Raw genomic sequence first — 17939 nt, 5'->3', positions numbered from 1 at the left:
TGACGAAAAGGCTGTTCCTTGTGGAACAGCCTTTTTTTGTGGAATCGCAGATAAATATCAAAAATCGAAGATATAACTCCGGAAAGTGCAGATAAATATCAAAAATCGAAGATATAACTCCGGAAAGTGCAGATAAATATCAAAAATCGAAGATATAACTCCGGAAAGTCAGATAAATATCAGAAAGTGCAGATATGACTCCGGAAAACGCAGATATATTCAAAGATTGCTTACATTGATTTACTTTTGGTGGACTTTTTCAAGATCAACCCGTCCTGAAAAGAAAACGGCGCCATTACCCATATCTGAGAGACGATCAGGGGTAAGGGAATTGATGTGCTGTTTTGTTTCAGGCGTATTCTGCCACAAGCCTTGGCTGACAAGAACGCCGGGTAACACATTTTCACCGGGAGCAGCGGTAAGCAAACATTCACCGCGACCGTTCCAGATTTTAACCATATCTCCAGAGGATATTCCCATTGTTTTGGCATCGGCGGCATTCATGTGCAGCTTCGGTTCCTTTTCCAAGGAGATATGTTTGGCATTATTTGAAAAGGTTGAATTCAAGAAATTGTGATTAGGTGCCGGAATGAATAAAAATGGCAGGTCGCTGTCTTTTATGATTGGAGTATATGTTGGCAAAGGCTCGTATCCAACCTGCTTCATCCGTTCGGAATAAAGTTCGATTTTACCGCTTGGTGTCGGGAGTTTTCCTGGGAACATCGGCTGCATCTTGGCTTTGACAAATTGATTCCTTGAAAGGGAGTCATAGGTGATGCCTTCTAAATGAGGGTTTTCGGAAAAATCCAGCGCCTGACGTATCATATCTTCCTCTGAATCCCTAAATGCTTGTTCCCCAAATCCCATTCCAGCAGCTAACAGTTTGAACAGTTCAACATTCGATTTCGACTCGCCATATTTTTCGACTACAGGTTTTTGTATTTGCACGTAATGATGCCAGTATGAATTATAAAAATCCTCCGTTTCATAAGATGATGTGGCAGGGAGGACGAGGTCGGCAAACATTGCCGTTTCGGTTAAGAATAAATCATGTACAACTGTAAATAGATCTTCCCGCATTAGGCCTTCCTGCACCTTATTAGCATTCGGAGCGACAAGTGCTGGGTTGGATCCGTATACAAACATGGAGCGAATCGGGTTTTCTTTTTCCAGAAGTGCTTGACCGATTTGGTTCATATTAATGGTCCGGGTAGCTTTATTATGCAATAAATCAGGACGTCTCAAGGCATTTGTATTAAAAGCCAGATATCCAGAATTTCCTTTGATGGCTCCGCCGCCTTCGGCCATCCATTGGCCGGTAAGTGCAGGTAGGCAGGCAATGGTACGTACCGCCATGCCGCCATTGTCATGGTGCTGCAGGCCATTGCCTATCCGAACGAATGATGGACTTGTGGTGCCATACATCCTGGCTAATTCATATAAGTCTTCAATTGGAACGCCAGTGATAGCAGAGACGGTTGCAGGGTCATATTGGCGGACGTGTTCCCGCAATTCGGCAGCACCCACTGTGTATTCATCGAGAAAGGGCTGGTCGACTAGATTCTCGGCATATAGTATATGCATTAATCCGAGGGCGAGCGCACTATCGGTGCCAGGCAGAATCGGAATGAACCAATCTGCCCACTTGCCGGTTTGGTTTTTATGTACGTCAATGACAACTACTTTGGCCCCGTTTTTTCGGGCTTGCTGGGCAAGCGTTACTTGGTGCATATTTGTGCTCACAGCGTTAATGCCCCACATGATGAAAAGCTTTGTATGAATCGTTTCTTCTGGATCGATGCCGAATGAACCACCCATTGTATAGTTGTATCCGACTGAGCCTGCCGCGTTACAAATGGAACGCTCGAGCATGCTTGCACCGAGTTTGTGGAAAAAACGGCGATCCATCCCCTCGGCGCTGAGGTTGCCCATGTTTCCGTAAAAGCTGTAGGGAAGTATGCTTTCCGGTCCGTGCATTTCAATCAGGCCTTTCCATTTGGAAGTGATTGTGTCAATGGCCTCTTCCCAGCTGATTGGAGCAAAATTCCCTTCTCCTTTCGGACCGATGCGCTTTAATGGCTGTTTTAAGCGATTGGGGTCATATAGGCGGGCAGTCATGTTTCGGACTTTGTTGCAAATATTCCCTTTTGTGACTGGATGATCAGGATCTCCTTGAACTTTAATGATTTTCCCGTCTTTTTTGTGCAACAGTAAACCGCATTGATCAGGACAGTCTAGAGAGCAAACAGAGGGAAAGACTCCATCTGGCTGATTGATATAGGATTGCATGGCGTATTCCTCCTAATAATTTAATCTAATAAAATGAATTTTCTTAATTATATTGAAAGTGAAATCGATCAAAGGTGCAAGAACTTCTTAACATATGTTTTTTTTTCTGATAAGCTTACAAGATGAAAATTAACCTATAAATAGGAGGATTCATTTTTGGATTATGGAATTATAATATCAATTGGAATATACATGGCAGGCATGCTGTTAATTGGTTATTTTGCTTATCGGAAAACGGCCAACTTAACCGATTACATGCTTGGGGGCCGGAACTTGGGCCCGGCTGTAACTGCATTGAGTGCAGGGGCTTCCGATATGAGCGGCTGGCTGTTGATGGGTCTTCCCGGTGCTATGTACATAAGCGGGTTAAGTGCTGGCTGGATTGTCATCGGCCTGTGTACAGGATCTTATTTAAACTGGTTATTCGTGGCACCAAGACTTCGGACATACACGGAAGTGGCCGGCAATTCGATTACGATTCCGGACTTTTTGGGAAATCGGTTTAAAGATGGCTCAAGGGTCTTAAAAGTGGTATCAGCATCTGTCATTTTAATTTTCTTCACCTTTTACACATCCTCAGGCATGGTAGCGGGCGGTGAGCTTTTCCGCTCCGCTTTCAATTTGGATTATCGGTGGGGCATCTGGCTGACGGCGAGCGTTGTTATACTTTATACATTATTTGGCGGATTCCTGGCTGTTAGCTGGACCGACTTCGTACAAGGTACAATCATGTTCATTGCCTTAATTCTAGTACCAGTTGTCACGATTGTAAATATTGGTGGCTGGGACCCTACCTTCAATGAAATAAAATCGATCAACCCGAATTTATTGCATGTCTTTGAAGGAACATCAACCATTGGAATCATATCTCTTCTGGCATGGGGGCTTGGTTATTTCGGGCAGCCTCATATTATCGTTCGATTCATGGCGGTTTCATCTGTTAAAGAATTGAAAAGTGCACGCCGGATCGGTATGGGCTGGATGATTTTTGCTATCGTCGGAGCGATGTTCACCGGATTGGTGGGGATAGCTTATTTTAACCTTGCAAATAGCCCTTTAGGGGAAAAAAATGCTGAGTCCGTCTTCATCATTTTATCTAAAGAACTGTTTCCTTCTTTAATTACAGGCTTCTTATTGGCTGCTATTTTAGCAGCGGTCATGAGTACGATTGCATCACAGCTGTTAGTATCGGCAAGTGCTCTGACCGATGATTTCTATAAGCAGTTCATTCGGCCGAATGCATCTGATAAGGAATTAGTGCTGGTAGGCCGGTTTGGCGTGTTGGCGATTTCCGCCATTGCCCTATTATTGGCTTTTAATCCAAGCGGCACGATCCTTAAATTGGTGGGTTATGCATGGGCTGGCTTTGGAGCGGCCTTCGGTCCTGTCATTCTGTTAAGCCTGTACTGGAAACGGATGACGAAATGGGGAGCCCTGGCGGGAATGATTGTCGGTACGGCAACCGTGATCATCTGGGATATGATCGATAAGTTCGCTGAAGTATACGAAATCATTCCTGGTTTCATCGCTGGTTCAATAGCGGTAGTCGTTTTCAGCTTATTATCGGCCAAGCCTACAAAAGATATAGAAGAAGAATTCAATCAAGCCATTAAGAACCTCTCTTGATCATTGAAGGTCGTTAAAATGGTGCTGTTTTTTTAGCTATATAAAACAATGAATGTAATATATATGGTACAATACCGATAGAGTCCTTATGTTGAAAACATGAGGGCTTTTTTTGAGTGATTTGGGAATAATAAACCAAAAAACAATACAAAGGAAAAAATATGAACCAATCTCATAAAATTGCATGTAAAGTGGCTTTAATATATATAATCATTGGGGTCTTATGGATTTTCGTTACGGATTACATCTCTATGACACAGTCAAGGGCAGATGTTCAGAGATATGCAATGTTTCAACATTCGAAAGGGTGGATGTTCATTTTCATAACCGGACTTATCCTATACTTCATTATCAGGTATTGGACGGGGAAAATGTTGAGGTCCCAACAGGAATTCGTTCTGAAGGATGAACAGTATCGGTCGCTGTTCAAGCATAACCCGGATTGTGTCCTTGAGCTGGATCTCGAAGGAAATGTCGTTTCGATAAACCCTGAAGCTGAAAAACTATTAGGTCATAACAGTGACAACTTGAAAGGCAAGAATGCGAATCATCTCCTCAACTGGAATGAAAGTGATAAAGTATCTGTATTCTTTAAACGGTCCCTTCAAGGGGAGGCTGTAAAATTCGAAACGACCATCCAGAATGGCAGTGATGAAGAGCGGATAATCCGTGTAACCTTTTTACCGATCATCGTTCACGCGGAAATGCTTGGAGTATATGCAATCGTTCGGGATATTACTGAATTGCGGCGCGAAGAGGAATTGATGATCATGTCTGAAAAGCTATCTGTAATCGGGCATCTGGCAGCAGCAGTCGCACATGAGATACGGAATCCCCTGACATCGTTAAAAGGTTTCGTACAGTTAATGGATATGACGCAGGAGGTGAACCCGCTGCATTCTGATATCATGTTGAAGGAAATTGACCGAATTAATATTATCTCAAGTGAACTTTTGATTCTTGGGAAGAAACAGGATGTAGCATTCCGCAGGATCGATCTTGCCGACAGTTTACAACAGGTATTCACGTTGATGAAAGCGGAAACGAATTTGAATAATATCGAAATGGGGTTCAGGGTTAAAACCGCCGAACCGATTTATATTATGGCTGATCCAATTGAAATTAAACAGTTGATAATCAATATCGTCAAGAACAGCATTGAAGCGATTGAGGATAATGGGAAAATTGATATATCACTGCAAACCGTCGATGGACAAGCAATGGTCAGCGTGAGTGATAATGGCATGGGAATGGTGCCCGAGCGTCTTGAACGGATTGGTGAGCCTTTTTATTCGACGAAAGAAAAGGGCACAGGGATCGGGCTAGCAATTTGCCGGAAAATCGTTCATCGGCTTCACGGGGAAATGCATTTTGAAAGTGAGGTAAACAAAGGGACGACGGTTACAATTCGTATTCCATTGGCTACTGGACAAGAATAAATGGTACTATGAAAGATAGGAAAAGTTATATTTTAAAGGAGAAAGATATGAGCGAATTACCTGAATTAGTGAACGATAGAAAAGCATATATACAAGAGGTCTGGAAAAAGTCCGGATTCGGGCAACTTACCCCGATTCAAACGAAAGCGATTCCGGTGATTGTCGAGGGAAAAGACATCTTGGCCGAATCACCGACTGGTACGGGAAAAACATTAGCATATTTACTGCCATTGCTAGAAAAGGTAGACCCTGAAAAGAAATCGCCCCAAGCTTTGATTTTGGCATCATCACGAGAACTGGTCATGCAAATCAATGAAGAGATTCGCATTTGGTCAGAGGGAAGCGGCATTACGGGTGCAGCATTCATCGGCGGTGCTAATGTGAAAAGGCAGTTGGACAAACTGAAGAAGCGTCCCCAGGTGATTGCTGGAACACCGGGGCGTATTTACGAATTGATTGCCCAAAAGAAATTGAAGATGCATGAAGTTAAGACGATAGTACTTGATGAAGGTGACCAATTGATCACTCCAGAGCATATGGGAACGATCAATAATATTATCAAAACAACGCTAAAAGATCGACAAATCATGGTATTTTCAGCGACCTTGCCGGAGGAAACGGAAAAAGCGGCCCGGGGATTCATGAATGAACCCGAAATGATCAAGGTCGATAAGCATGAAAAAATGGAATCAAAGGTGGACCATCTTTACTTTGTTGTTGAGAGACGGGAAAAGTCCAAGATTCTCGAGAAAATCACAAGAATTAAAGATGTGAAGGCCCTTGCATTCCTGAATGATATAGCGGAGCTGAGCGTCCTACATGAAAAGCTGAGCTATAAAGGTATTGAAATGGGTGTTCTTCATGGTGAATCCAATAAAGTCGACAGGGAGAAAGCGTTGCGGAAGCTTCGTTCGGGAAAATCCCCAATGCTGATAGCAACGGATGTAGCGGCAAGGGGGCTTGATATTAAAGGTCTTACTGCGGTCGTTCATATTGATATGGCCGACAACATCGAACAATATATCCATAGATCTGGGAGAACTGGTCGTGCAGGTGCAGATGGCACTGTCATTTCAATCGTAACGGAAAGAGAAGAGCGAGAGTTGAAAAAAATGGCCCGTGAACTGGAGATTCCATTAACGAGAGTAACCTTCTATGGTGGAAACATCGTAGTCGATGAATGATACAAAAAAAGGGACGGCCATGGCGGCTGTCTTTTTTTTGTAAATGCCCGTTAAGATATAAAAATTTAAAAGTTGCTCATTGTGCAGAATTCCCTGTAGAAAAGTGCCTGTTATTGCTGAATCAAATTGAACGATGGCTGCCTCGGCAAAAGTGCAGTTCAAAAAGAAATGATCCAATAAAGATCAGGATATTATCACCTCAAAGCATTTGATACTATAAAAATTGAATTGGGAAATGATTCTAAATTCAGGAGTTCATTAATGGGGGATAAACATGAATGAAAACGCTTCCTTTATATGGTTTTTTGACATATGATAGCAATAGACATAGGTTAGGAGGAGACGGTATGACAGGAAAGTATAAACAGTTTGAAACGGCAGTCATCCATGAAGGATATGACTCGAAGAAGCATTTAGGAAGCTTGGCAACTCCCTTATTCCAAACCTCAACATTCACTTTCGAAAATGCCGAGCAAGGGGAAAGGCGTTTTGCCGGTATGGAAGATGGATATATTTATTCTCGCCTTGGAAATCCAACGGTACAAGTACTTGAAGAAAAGATTGCCGCTTTGGAAGGAGGGGAAGCTGGCCTTGCATTCGGTTCAGGCATGGCTGCCGTTTCAGCAGTGCTTTTTGCGTTAACAAAAACAGATGACCACATCCTGTGCTCACAGGGGCTATATGGTTGTACATTTGGCCTCCTGCAGCTAATGAAAAATAAATACCGCATCACACATGATTTTTGTGAAATGGATTCAGAAGAACAGGTAAGGAAAATGATCCGGCCGGAAACGACCTGCATATATGTGGAAACCCCTATCAATCCGACGATGAAAATGATTGACTTACAGATGGTGGTGAGAGTTGCGAAGGAATATGATGTGACGGTCGTTGTCGATAATACGTTTGCGACTCCCTACCTACAGAGACCGCTTGAATATGGCTGTGATATCGTCCTTCATAGCGCTACGAAATATCTTTGCGGGCATGGTGATGTCGTTGCAGGCCTTGTCGTCGGTAAGAAGGAATTCATGAATCAAGTAGCCGGGACTACACAGAAGGATATCGGTGGAATCATTTCACCATTCGATGCCTGGTTACTATTACGGGGGCTGAAGACCTTGCCTGTCAGGATGGACCGTCATTCGGCCAATGCAATGGCAATCTTTCAAGAACTTAAGAAACATTCAAAGGTGAAAAAGGTATATTATCCAGGTGATGTAGCTTCACCGGATCATTATATAATGCAAAAACAAATGAAACATGGCGGCGGCCTTATCACTTTCGAACTGCATGGCACAAAACAGGATGCACAGGAATTCCTCAATAAATTGAAACTTATCAAAATTGCCGTAAGTCTAGGTGATGCCGAAACATTGATCCAGCATCCCGCTACCATGACGCACTCTGCCGTTCCTGAAGATTCACGGGAACAAATGGGCATCAGTGACCAGCTGGTCCGTCTCTCAGTTGGCCTTGAGGCTTGGGAGGATATCTGGCAAGATCTTCAGCAAGCATTTTAGGGTAACATATACCTTATTTGTTCCTCCTATTTTGAATGAAGATGGTGATGGATACGATAAAAGTGATGGCAGCCAGGATATAAGAAATGTCTGTGATTATCGGATAGGCGTCGCTATTTCGTATCCCGATGCCTATGAATGCCCAAACGAATACGAGAGGATAGCACCAATCCCGGTTTTTACCTGCAAAGAAAAAGGCCAAGGCTGTTGCTGCAATCAGCAGGACGATCGTCCAGGTTATACGGGAAGCCCCAAAACCGTCCCATTTGATATAGGTGAGGTAATAAGAAATGTCAGCTATGGTTGCAACACTTACCCAGCCCGTATATACGGAAAACGGAAATAGGTCAAAAGCAACATGCTCGACTTTTTTCATTCTTGTATAAATGACCATTAAAGTAGCCAATAGAGCAATGATAATGAATACGGATAACAAAAAGCGTTCATAGTGCCAAGCCAAAAGCCAAGCGCCATTCAAGACACAGCTTAAAGCAAACCAAGGAGAGGATGCCTTATATGCAGGGCTGTTTTGATGTTTACTTAAAAACTGCCTGAATACCCAGATGGCGAGCAGGAAATAGATCAAGCCCCATATGGAAAATACATAACCGGCAGGAGTGAAAAGGACATCAAGTTTATCGGAAATCTCTCCTGATGTTTGGCCGTTCAATGGCAAGAAATTGGCTAAAAAATTCATCGTGACGACGAATAGATAGAAAATCAAGTTAATGATGGAAATAATAATCGGCTTCCTCCTTGTATGAATTGTGATCCTTCTAACCTTATTCCACATATTCAGCCTGGTTAACCTTTTCGGAGCACATCGGGAGTACTTGGAGAGATTTTTCCATAAAAAGAGGAAGTTCCTGTAACAATGGAACCATTTAAGGTTAGAAATTTTACATCTTCACTTTATGGTGATAAAATGTTCAAAGATTCATATTTTTTTAGTCCTTCGGGGTCGGGTGAAAATCCCAACCGGCGGTGATGAAGAAATTCTAAGCCCGCGAGCCTGATAAAGGCAGGATTTGGTGAGATTCCAAAGCCGACAGTACAGTCTGGATGGGAGAAGGACGTGTGGAACCCAAGTGTATACGTATGCCTAATTTTTTGAAAATGAAAATATTAGGCTTTTTAGGTATACAATTTTTTTCACTCATTTCTCCTGCTAACTCCTTAGGTCATCCTAAGGGGTTTTTTATATTTTATAAAAGGGGGAAAAACATGTTTACGGGAATCATTGAGGATATCGGTACCGTGCATTCCTTAAAAAAAGGAAAAAGCAGTATGGAGTTATCGATTCGTTCTGAAAAAGTCCTTGAAGATGTGCAACTGGGGGATAGTATTTCAGTCAACGGGGTCTGCTTAACGGTAACATCCTTCACGAAAAGTTTGTTTACGGTCGACGTGATGCCGGAAACGGTCAAAGCGTCCACGATCCGGACATTGAAATTGGGATCACCTGTTAATCTCGAACGAGCAATGAGTGCACAGGGGAGGTTTGGCGGTCATTTTGTTTCAGGTCATATCGACGGAACCGGAACAATCATAAAAAAAGAACGGAAAGAAAATGCCGTATATTATGTAATCCAATTGGATGAAGGGCTTAGTACCTTCTGCATTCCAAAAGGTTCCGTGGCCATTGATGGAACAAGCTTGACGATATTTGGGATCGAAAGGAACCTTTTGACTGTATCACTGATTCCATTGACTCATCAGGACACCATATTGGGACAAAAAGCGGCTGGCGATATCGTTAACATCGAAAACGACATGATAGGGAAATATATAATACATCAAATGAAAAATGGCAATCCGAAACCAGGACTGAATTTAGAGTTTTTGGCAGAGCATGGATTCTAATAAAAGGGCGGTGTAATGATGTTCCATACAATAGAAGAGGCAATAGAAGATTTGAAGGCTGGCAAGGTAGTAATCGTATCCGATGATGAAGACCGTGAAAATGAAGGGGATTTTGTAGTGTTGGCCGAAAGGGCGACACCGGAAGCGATTAATTTCATGGCGACCCATGGACGTGGTTTGATTTGTACCACCATCACTGAAGAACTGGCAGCGAAATTGAAGCTGCATCCTATGGTAGGTGAAAATACCGATCATCATGGCACTGCTTTTACGGTAAGTGTCGATCATAAAAGCACCTCTACAGGAATCAGTGCTTTTGAACGGTCCTTGACCATCCTTGAACTTCTAAATGAAGATTCTGTCGCTGAAGATTTCCAAAGGCCTGGTCACACTTTTCCGATAGTCGCTAAAAAAGGCGGCGTATTAAGAAGGGCAGGACATACGGAGGCATCGGTGGACTTGGCGAAGTTATGCGGTGCCGCTCCAGCTGGTGTCATTTGTGAAATCATGAATGAAGATGGATCAATGGCCCGCGTATCCGATTTAGAAGTCATCGCTGATAAATTTAACCTGAAATTCATTACGATAGCCGATTTGATTCGGTATCTTGAACAAAATGATTCAATTGGGAAACAGGAACTTGAACTGAACATTCCTAAAGCTTGAATGATTATCAGAAATTAAATCTTAACGTGAAAAAAATGATATTGTTTTTTAAAATTAGGAGGAATTGGACATGGGGAAAACTATTGAAGCACAATTAATCGGATCAGGATTGAAAGTCGGAATCGTGGTAGGAAGATTTAATGAGTTTATAACTAGCAAGCTTTTAGGAGGGGCATTGGATGGCCTTAAGCGTCATGGCGTTGATGAGAATGATGTTGACATCGCGTGGGTCCCGGGTGCTTTTGAACTTCCGTTAATAGCTAAGAAGCTTGTGAATACAGGTAAATATGATGCTGTAATCGGTCTTGGAACGGTAATCAGAGGTGCCACTTCACATTATGATTATGTCTGCAACGAAGCAGCTAAAGGCATGGCTTCCGTTTCATTGGAAACAGGTGTACCGGTTATCTTCGGTTTGCTGACAACTGAGAATATTGAACAAGCCATTGAACGTGCAGGAACAAAATCAGGTAATAAAGGATATGAAGCTGCGGTTAGCGCCATTGAAATGGCTAACCTTGGAAAATTAATAGAACAATGATTTCACATAAGGAAGCCGCAGGGAATAACATTCCTGTGGCTTTTTTTAATTGTCCGTTGGAAATACCTCGATTTCAGAGTAATGTATTTTTAGGTATAAATCATGGAAAATAAAGAACCATTAGGAAATTTCAAAAAAAAAAACGAACAAAAGCATCACGTAATGGAAGCATGATAAAATATGCGGATATGATTATGCTACAATTGTAAAGATTGCAATTGAAATTCATGACTTTAGGGAAAAGTAATTTTATTAGTTATTAGGAGGGGTTTGTGTGTACCATCTCTTTACACATAATGATTTAGATGGAGTCGGCTGCGGCATTGTAGCTAAGCTGGCATTCGGAGAAGAAGTAGTGGTTAGTTATAATTCAATTGGGCGCCTTAACCAGAATGTAGGAGCATTTCTTGAGCAGGCTAAGATTGAAGATACATTGATTGTAACTGATCTATCGGTTGATGAAGATAACGAGAAAATGATTACTCAGTTTGTGGAAGATGGAGGCAAGGCACTGCTGATTGATCATCATAAGTCAGCACTGCATTTGAACGAACATGATTGGGCATCTGTAACTGTCGAACAAGAAGATGGTAAACAGACGGCAGCGACATCTCTATTCTATCAGTACGCAGTTGATAATAAATTGCTGGAACCCTCAAGCATTGTCGCTGAATTCGTTGAATTGGTTCGTCAATACGATACTTGGGAATGGGAAGTCAATAAAAATACAACGGCAAAACGATTGAATGACCTGTTTTTCATGATTCCGATAGAGGAATTCGAAATGAAAATCGCAAATAAGCTGTCCACGGCTGAAAGCTTTACTTTTGACGAAGTGGAGCAAACCCTTCTTAATGTTGAAGAGAGTCGAGTAGATCGGTACATAAACAGGAAAAAAAGAGAAGTCTATCAGGCTACGGTCGGTCCCCATACAGCTGGTGTGGTCCATGCAGAGTCATACCACTCGGAATTGGGTAATGAACTGTCGAAAGAGTTCTCGCATCTGGATTATATAGCCATTCTGATGGTAGGAAGTAAGAGAATCAGCTTCCGGACAATCCACGATGATATAGATGTTTCTGAGGTTGCCGGCAAGTACGATGGGGGCGGTCACCAAAAAGCCGCCGGTTGCACCATGTCCGAAAAGGCATATAGCCAATATGTCGAAAAGACCTTCCATGCCGAGCCCCTTAAACGAGACGCACATAAGAATCAATTGAATGTAAAGGAGTCCCCAGAGGGTTGCCTATATTCAACGAGAGACAAACAGGACATATTCATCTATGAAGATGAAGAAGAGGAATGGATTGTTGAAATCAACGGAAAACAACAGAAAAAAACATTCGATTCTTTTGCGGAAGCGGAAAAATACATGAAGCGGAAACACGCTGCATGGCTGGCCCATGATGAAAGGTATGAAGAGTTCGTCAATAAAGGTTGAATAAGAAAGCGGCTGTCCGAATGGGACAGCCGCTTTTCAATCTTCCATTGTCATTCATGCTTTACCTTTTAAGCGGGACAGGATGAACGATCGTGCGGGACCGTTTTTTCGGAATTGAATTTTGGCGATGTAGAATTGCATTGATTTCTCCGCCGATCACAAAAATCAGACCACTCAAATACAGCCATAGCATCAAGATGATCACGCCTCCCAAACTGCCGTAAGTGGAAGAGTAGTTGGCAAAGTTACTGACATAGAATGAAAATCCAAGTGATATTCCCAGCCAAAGTACAGTTGCGGTCACTGCCCCTGGGATGACATGTTTAATGGGAAAACTTTTATTCGGTGCAAAGCGATATAAAAAGGCCAGGACAAGTGAGATGACCACAACCGCGATGACCCACCGTAATAAGCTGAATAATATTTGCGTTTCTTCAGGGATCGGAATGACCTGCTGTAATAAATCGATGATGACTTTTCCGAAGACGGGAAGACCCAACATGACGATGAATGCTACAACCAGGCCTAATGTCAATACAATGGAAATGATGCGGGCTTTGATGAAATTCCTTGTTTCTTCTACATCATAGGCGATATTCATGGAATGGATGAACGCATTCATTCCGTTGGAAGCCGACCAAATGGTCCCAAGGAAACCAAAAGTCAGTAAGCCGCCGTTCCGTTCAGATAATATGTTGATGATATTTTTCTCGATGACATCCATCGTTTCCGCAGGCATGAAGGTTTTTATCGTGTCAAGGGCTGTCTGAATATCGATGTTCAGATAAGGTAATATGGACAGAAGTAAAATGAGCAAAGGAAATAGTGCCAGTAAATAGTAATAAGCTTGTTCTGCCGCCAGCCCGGTTACACGATCTTCCTTTATTTCTTTAATCAGTTTCTTTGAAAATTTTATCGACTTATTCATCGGGGCATCACTCCTGAATAGTTACTTAGGTTATCTCTTCTTTTCCCTCTGGTCATGTAAGTTAATCCTCAAAACAAAAGAAATTGAAAGTTCTAATCGACGCACTAGTGGAAGCTGTGATAATGACATAACCTCATAATAACCAAAAACAAATTTGGGGAGAGGAAAATCTATTTTAAATGCACCAGTAAAGTGCAAAATCGAAAATGATGGGGCTGAAGAAATGGCAATCCAAGGATGATCAACCTTAGCCTATTTTTATGACACTCTTTTTTGGAAGGTTTTACAATTAACTGTAAATAGGTGCTGTTGATACTTCAAGCCTATGGCCAAACACTACTACTAAGTTATTTTATGCCTTTTTTATAACAAGTATAATAATTATGATAGCATGTTATGGAAGGTAAACAGCAAAAAGGCCAGACATCTTGTCTGGCCTTTTTGCTCTATTGCACTTCTTTTCCCTGTTCCTTTTGGACCTTCGGAGGGGTCCATTTGAAGACTTTATTTAGGATATTATAAATGTGTTTGGATTCCTTGGTCAGGATAGGTCCAAGAATCGCTAAGGTCAACACATATAATGCAGCAAACGGGGTGAGTATAGGCATTAAACCGCCTGCAATGCCTAAGTTGGCTAAAATGATGGAGAATTCGCCGCGTGAAACGATTGTTAAACCGATGTTTGCGGAAGCTCTGTGAGATAAACCGGATTTGCGTCCGGCAATCATTCCAGCTGCAAAGTTACCGATTATGGTGATGATGACTGCTCCAAGAACCATCCAGACTGCTCCCCCAAGGGTCGTCGGATCGATACTCAAGCCAAAACTGAAGAAGAATATGGCCCCGAAGAAGTCTCTAAAGGGAATGACAAGTTTTTCAATCCTGTCGCTATGTTCCGTTTCCGAAAAGACTAGGCCGAGCAATAATGCACCAATGGCTTCTGCAACATGAATCGTCTCCGAGAAACCTGCAATGAAGAATAGTAACGCGAACACGACAATGATAAATATCTCATCTGAGGTTATATTGAATAATTTATTCAATACCCCAGAAGCCTTCCGGGCAATAACGAAGAATATCAGCATATACCCAATTGCGATAAATGTAGAAAGTAATGTTCCCCAAACGGAACCAGAAGAGCTTAATACCAATCCGGATACGACTGATAAATAAACAGCGAGGAAGATATCTTCAAACATGATAATACCAAGGATTAGCTCCGTTTCATTATTACCGGTCCTTTTAAGGTCCACAAGTACCTTTGCCACAATGGCACTTGATGAAAAGCTGATAATCCCTGTTAGTATCAGCACCTCTTTTAATGGGAGTCCGAGCAGGAAACCGTACAGCAAGGCCATTCCCACGTTAATTAAAATGTAATAGGTTCCGCCTGTCACGATATTTTTCCCGGACTTCATGAGCTTTTTCACGGAAAATTCAAGCCCTAGGTAAAACAGAAGGAATAAAATACCGACACGACCGAGGAAGGCTATGATTTCATCACTTTCAATGAAACGCAGGTCAATTAATCCGACGTGCGGGGCATGGGGGCCAACGAGCATCCCGATGATAATTAATAGTGGAACATTTGATATTTTGAATTTACCTGCTACGAGAGCGGCTAATGCCACTAGAAGTAGGGCAGTACCCACTTCAAAGACTAAATGGTCCATATGAGCTTAGTCACTCCTTTCGTCAGTCAATAATTCTCTTGTCAGGTTACGGATATCTTTTCTTTCACCGGATATCACAAGAGTGTCGCCTGTTTCAATGATGGAGTCAGGACCAGGATTACTCAATTGTTTTTTTCCTTTTTTAGAATGGGCGATGACGGTCACGTTATAATTACTCCTGATATCAATCGAACCGATCGTTTGATTGATGGCCTTTGAACCTGGTTCGACTTTGAACCATTCAATCACCAAGTCACCCAAAGACATTTCAATTGTTTCAAGTGCTTGTGGTTTATAAACCATGCCGCCTATGATGGAAGCCATTTGCCGGGATTCCTGATCGTTAAGGGTGATGCTCGATATGACGTCCTCATGTTCATTATCAAAATGGTATAATTCCCGACGGCCGTCATCGTGAATGACGATTACTAACTTTTCATCATTTCTCGTTATGATTTCGAATTTTTGGCCAATACCAGGAAGTTCACTTTCTCTAATTCTCACTGGAATTCCTCCTTAAAATGTTGGTTAGAGTTAAATAGAAGATAGCAGGATGTTTATAAGTTAACGTCAATATTCGTCTTGAATTTCTTCTCCTTGGATATGCCGATGTACTTTAATGTCTCCGATGGACTGGAATGATGGTAATGCTTCTGTATCAAGGCCAGTGAAACTCCTTGCTTATAGGCATGGTAGCCAAAAGTTTTACGCATCGAACTTGCTCCGAATTTTCCTGTCAGCCCTGCACCTTCCACAGCATCATGGATGATTCGGTGCGCCTGTTGACGTGTTATCGGCTTTTTTGTCTTAGGGGAAAGAAATAAAAATTGACCTTCGATAACCTTAGAGCCTTTAAGGTATTCTTGTAACGCGGTACGGACTTTCAGGTTCAAATAAATTTGATTGACTTCGTCATTTTCCGTCCGTTGTTCATAGAACTCCTTGATTTTGCCCGTTTCATCCAGAACACTGGCCACGGTGATTTCAAGCATTTCATTTATCTTCATACCTGTATTGATGCCGAGTACAAACAATAAATAATCCCGACTGGAGTGAGCGCGTAGGTATGTTTTTATTTTGCTGATTTGATTGATATCCTTAAAGGCTTCTACATATTCCATAAATCTTCTCCTCTTGCTAATGTAACATAATTACATTATAACACAAGTTATGTAACGTTGCATACATTTAGTCTTGAGGTGATTTCTATCCAAACAGTAATGCATGCTATCGAACGTAAAAAAACCTTTTCCTTATTCTCTGCTCAAACGAGGTAAATTATTTCAGGGAAGTTATTTAATGTGGAGATTACTGTTTGCATCATCGAGAATATCAGCCTGGAATGATAAAAAAAAGAAACCCCAAGTTGGGGTTTCCTCATCTTTTTAGTACACGGCTTTTTGTAGTTTGTGAATGACCTCAAGTGAAAGCCCGGTTCCGATGGCAACTGATTCAAGCGGGTTATCTGCAAGTTGGACTGGGACGACAATTTCATTCGTCAGCCATTCTTGTATCCCGTTGAGAAGTGCACCCCCGCCGGATAAGATGACACCTTGATCGACGATATCCCCGCTCAATTCAGGAGGACAATCTTCCAAAGTGGCCCTGATTGCTTCCAGTATATGAAGAAGCGATTCCTGAATAGCTTCCTGGACGTCAGTGGATGATATTGTAATCGGCTTTGGAAGACCCGTTACAAGATCGCGGCCCCTGACTTCCATGCTGATCTCGGAATGTTTAACGAGTGCGTAGCCGATTTCTTTTTTTATTTCCTCGGCTGTTCTTTCCCCAATCAGCACATTATGTTTTTTTCTAACATATTGGCTGATATCTTCATCCAATTGATCTCCGCCAATTCTGATTGAATTGCAAGAAACGACGCCGCCATAAGAGATGATCGCGACCTCAGTCGTTCCGCCGCCGATATCAACGATGACATTGGCAATAGGCTCTTCGACAGGCAGGCCCGCACCTATAGCAGCTGCTACTGGTTCCTCAATCAGGTGGACCTGTTTCGCTCCGCAGCTTTTGACTGCATCCTGAATGGCCCTTCTCTCAACCGACGTGGAACCTGATGGTGTACAGACCACTACACTAGGTTTGCGAATCGATAAACCTAGGGCCTTACTTGCTTTTTTCATGATTTCCCGAAGCATTTGCGCGGTTACATTAAAATCCGCAATGACACCATCCTTAAGCGGACGGATTGCCACGATATTTCCGGGTGTTTTCCCGATCATGTTTTTTGCATCCACACCGACTGCCAATACTTTATTAGTCTCTATATCAATGGCCACCACAGATGGCTCATTAAATACGATTCCTTTATTTTTACTGTAAACTAGCGTATTTGCAGTCCCTAAGTCAATGCCTATTTCTGTATTTGATAACATTTAGTCACCCCTCCATAAGAGTTTGACCCCCTATATACTCATTCTACCTTTTATTGCGAGTTTGTGGGGGTGGGAAATCTAGTAAATGGTGGAATTGCCATGCCCTTTCTTTTCAGAGAGCGAAAAAATGATCTAAATATAAAAATGCATTGGTGATGGCAAGCGAGTGGATAACGGCAAATGTCCAATTGTAACCAATCCACTGATGGCGGAAAGGCTGATGGCGCCAACATTCTGCTATTGTAATAGTGACCCCTCATATGTACCGTTTTTAATATATTTCACATAGCGCACCTCGCATCAGTCGAAAACAAGCATGGGTGGCCGCTTTGAATCAGCTTATTTTATGTTAAGATATAGATGAAAATCCGCT

The 17939-nt window shown here is 42.2% G+C and carries 14 protein-coding genes, 1 pseudogene and 1 riboswitch; of the genes and pseudogenes, 8 read left to right on the top strand and 7 right to left on the bottom strand.

Features of this window, described 5'->3' with window-relative positions; all coding sequences use genetic code 11:
* Positions 1-240: 240 nt before the first annotated feature.
* Complete coding sequence (locus tag ACFRAK_RS10370; protein ID WP_394571706.1) at positions 241-2289, bottom strand: molybdopterin oxidoreductase family protein; 2049 nt, start codon at positions 2287-2289, stop codon at positions 241-243.
* Positions 2290-2445: 156 nt separating this feature from the next.
* Here ACFRAK_RS10370 and putP point away from each other — a divergent pair, with 156 nt between their 5' ends.
* The 4 genes from putP to megL all read left to right on the top strand — a co-directional run bounded on the left by putP (position 2446) and on the right by megL (position 8061).
* A complete protein-coding gene (gene putP, locus ACFRAK_RS10365) occupies positions 2446-3915 on the top strand; it encodes a sodium/proline symporter PutP (protein ID WP_387601896.1) in 1470 nt (489 codons plus the stop codon).
* A 251-nt stretch (positions 3916-4166) separates the two neighbouring features.
* The gene (locus ACFRAK_RS10360; RefSeq protein ID WP_387704386.1) at positions 4167-5354 is read left to right on the top strand and encodes an ATP-binding protein; all 1188 of its coding nucleotides are present in this window, start codon (positions 4167-4169) and stop codon (positions 5352-5354) included.
* A 47-nt stretch (positions 5355-5401) separates the two neighbouring features.
* Positions 5402-6538 carry a DEAD/DEAH box helicase gene (locus tag ACFRAK_RS10355; protein WP_387601902.1) on the top strand — a complete coding sequence of 379 codons (1137 nt, stop codon included), beginning with the start codon at positions 5402-5404 and terminating at the stop codon, positions 6536-6538.
* Positions 6539-6885: 347 nt separating this feature from the next.
* A complete protein-coding gene (gene megL, locus ACFRAK_RS10350) occupies positions 6886-8061 on the top strand; it encodes a methionine gamma-lyase (protein WP_387601904.1) in 1176 nt (391 codons plus the stop codon).
* A gap of 13 nt (positions 8062-8074) precedes the next feature.
* Here megL and ACFRAK_RS10345 read toward each other — a convergent pair whose 3' ends face one another.
* The gene (locus tag ACFRAK_RS10345) at positions 8075-8854 is read right to left on the bottom strand and encodes a TspO/MBR family protein (RefSeq protein ID WP_387601907.1); all 780 of its coding nucleotides are present in this window, start codon (positions 8852-8854) and stop codon (positions 8075-8077) included.
* Positions 8855-9008: 154 nt separating this feature from the next.
* A riboswitch (FMN riboswitch) is annotated at positions 9009-9139 on the top strand.
* A 146-nt stretch (positions 9140-9285) separates the two neighbouring features.
* Here ACFRAK_RS10345 and ribE point away from each other — a divergent pair.
* The 4 genes and pseudogenes from ribE (at position 9286) to ACFRAK_RS10325 (ending at position 12572) form a co-directional block, all read left to right on the top strand.
* Complete coding sequence (gene ribE, locus ACFRAK_RS10340; RefSeq protein WP_387601910.1) at positions 9286-9924, top strand: riboflavin synthase; 639 nt, start codon at positions 9286-9288, stop codon at positions 9922-9924.
* An 18-nt stretch (positions 9925-9942) separates the two neighbouring features.
* Positions 9943-10581: pseudogene (gene ribB, locus ACFRAK_RS10335) on the top strand (3,4-dihydroxy-2-butanone-4-phosphate synthase); the annotation flags it as partial.
* Between the two features lie 79 nt (positions 10582-10660).
* Entirely contained in the window at positions 10661-11131 is a 471-nt protein-coding gene (ribH, locus tag ACFRAK_RS10330) for a 6,7-dimethyl-8-ribityllumazine synthase (protein ID WP_048685088.1), read from the top strand.
* 274 nt (positions 11132-11405) lie between these two features.
* Positions 11406-12572: a DHH family phosphoesterase gene (locus ACFRAK_RS10325; RefSeq protein WP_387601912.1), complete on the top strand. Its 1167-nt coding sequence runs from the start codon at positions 11406-11408 to the stop codon at positions 12570-12572.
* A 61-nt stretch (positions 12573-12633) separates the two neighbouring features.
* On the opposite strand, the gene ACFRAK_RS10320 is transcribed toward ACFRAK_RS10325, so the two are convergent.
* From ACFRAK_RS10320 to mreBH, 5 genes are all read right to left on the bottom strand, one after another.
* Positions 12634-13500: a YihY/virulence factor BrkB family protein gene (locus ACFRAK_RS10320; RefSeq protein ID WP_387601915.1), complete on the bottom strand. Its 867-nt coding sequence runs from the start codon at positions 13498-13500 to the stop codon at positions 12634-12636.
* 446 nt (positions 13501-13946) lie between these two features.
* Positions 13947-15173 carry a cation:proton antiporter gene (locus ACFRAK_RS10315; RefSeq protein WP_260286566.1) on the bottom strand — a complete coding sequence of 409 codons (1227 nt, stop codon included), beginning with the start codon at positions 15171-15173 and terminating at the stop codon, positions 13947-13949.
* Positions 15174-15179: 6 nt separating this feature from the next.
* Positions 15180-15677, bottom strand: coding sequence for a cation:proton antiporter regulatory subunit (locus ACFRAK_RS10310; protein ID WP_098370481.1), 498 nt, complete (start codon positions 15675-15677; stop codon positions 15180-15182).
* 53 nt (positions 15678-15730) lie between these two features.
* Positions 15731-16294 (bottom strand): tyrosine-type recombinase/integrase, encoded by a 564-nt coding sequence (locus ACFRAK_RS10305; protein WP_063234693.1) that lies wholly within the window; start codon positions 16292-16294, stop codon positions 15731-15733.
* Positions 16295-16558: 264 nt separating this feature from the next.
* Positions 16559-17566 carry a rod-share determining protein MreBH gene (mreBH, locus tag ACFRAK_RS10300; RefSeq protein WP_387601922.1) on the bottom strand — a complete coding sequence of 336 codons (1008 nt, stop codon included), beginning with the start codon at positions 17564-17566 and terminating at the stop codon, positions 16559-16561.
* Between the last annotated feature and the right edge of the window lie 373 nt (positions 17567-17939).

Source organism: Peribacillus sp. NPDC056705 (assembly GCF_043656335.1).
Note: the sequence above shows the minus strand (reverse complement) of the source record. Positions and strands in the feature narration are given on the sequence as shown.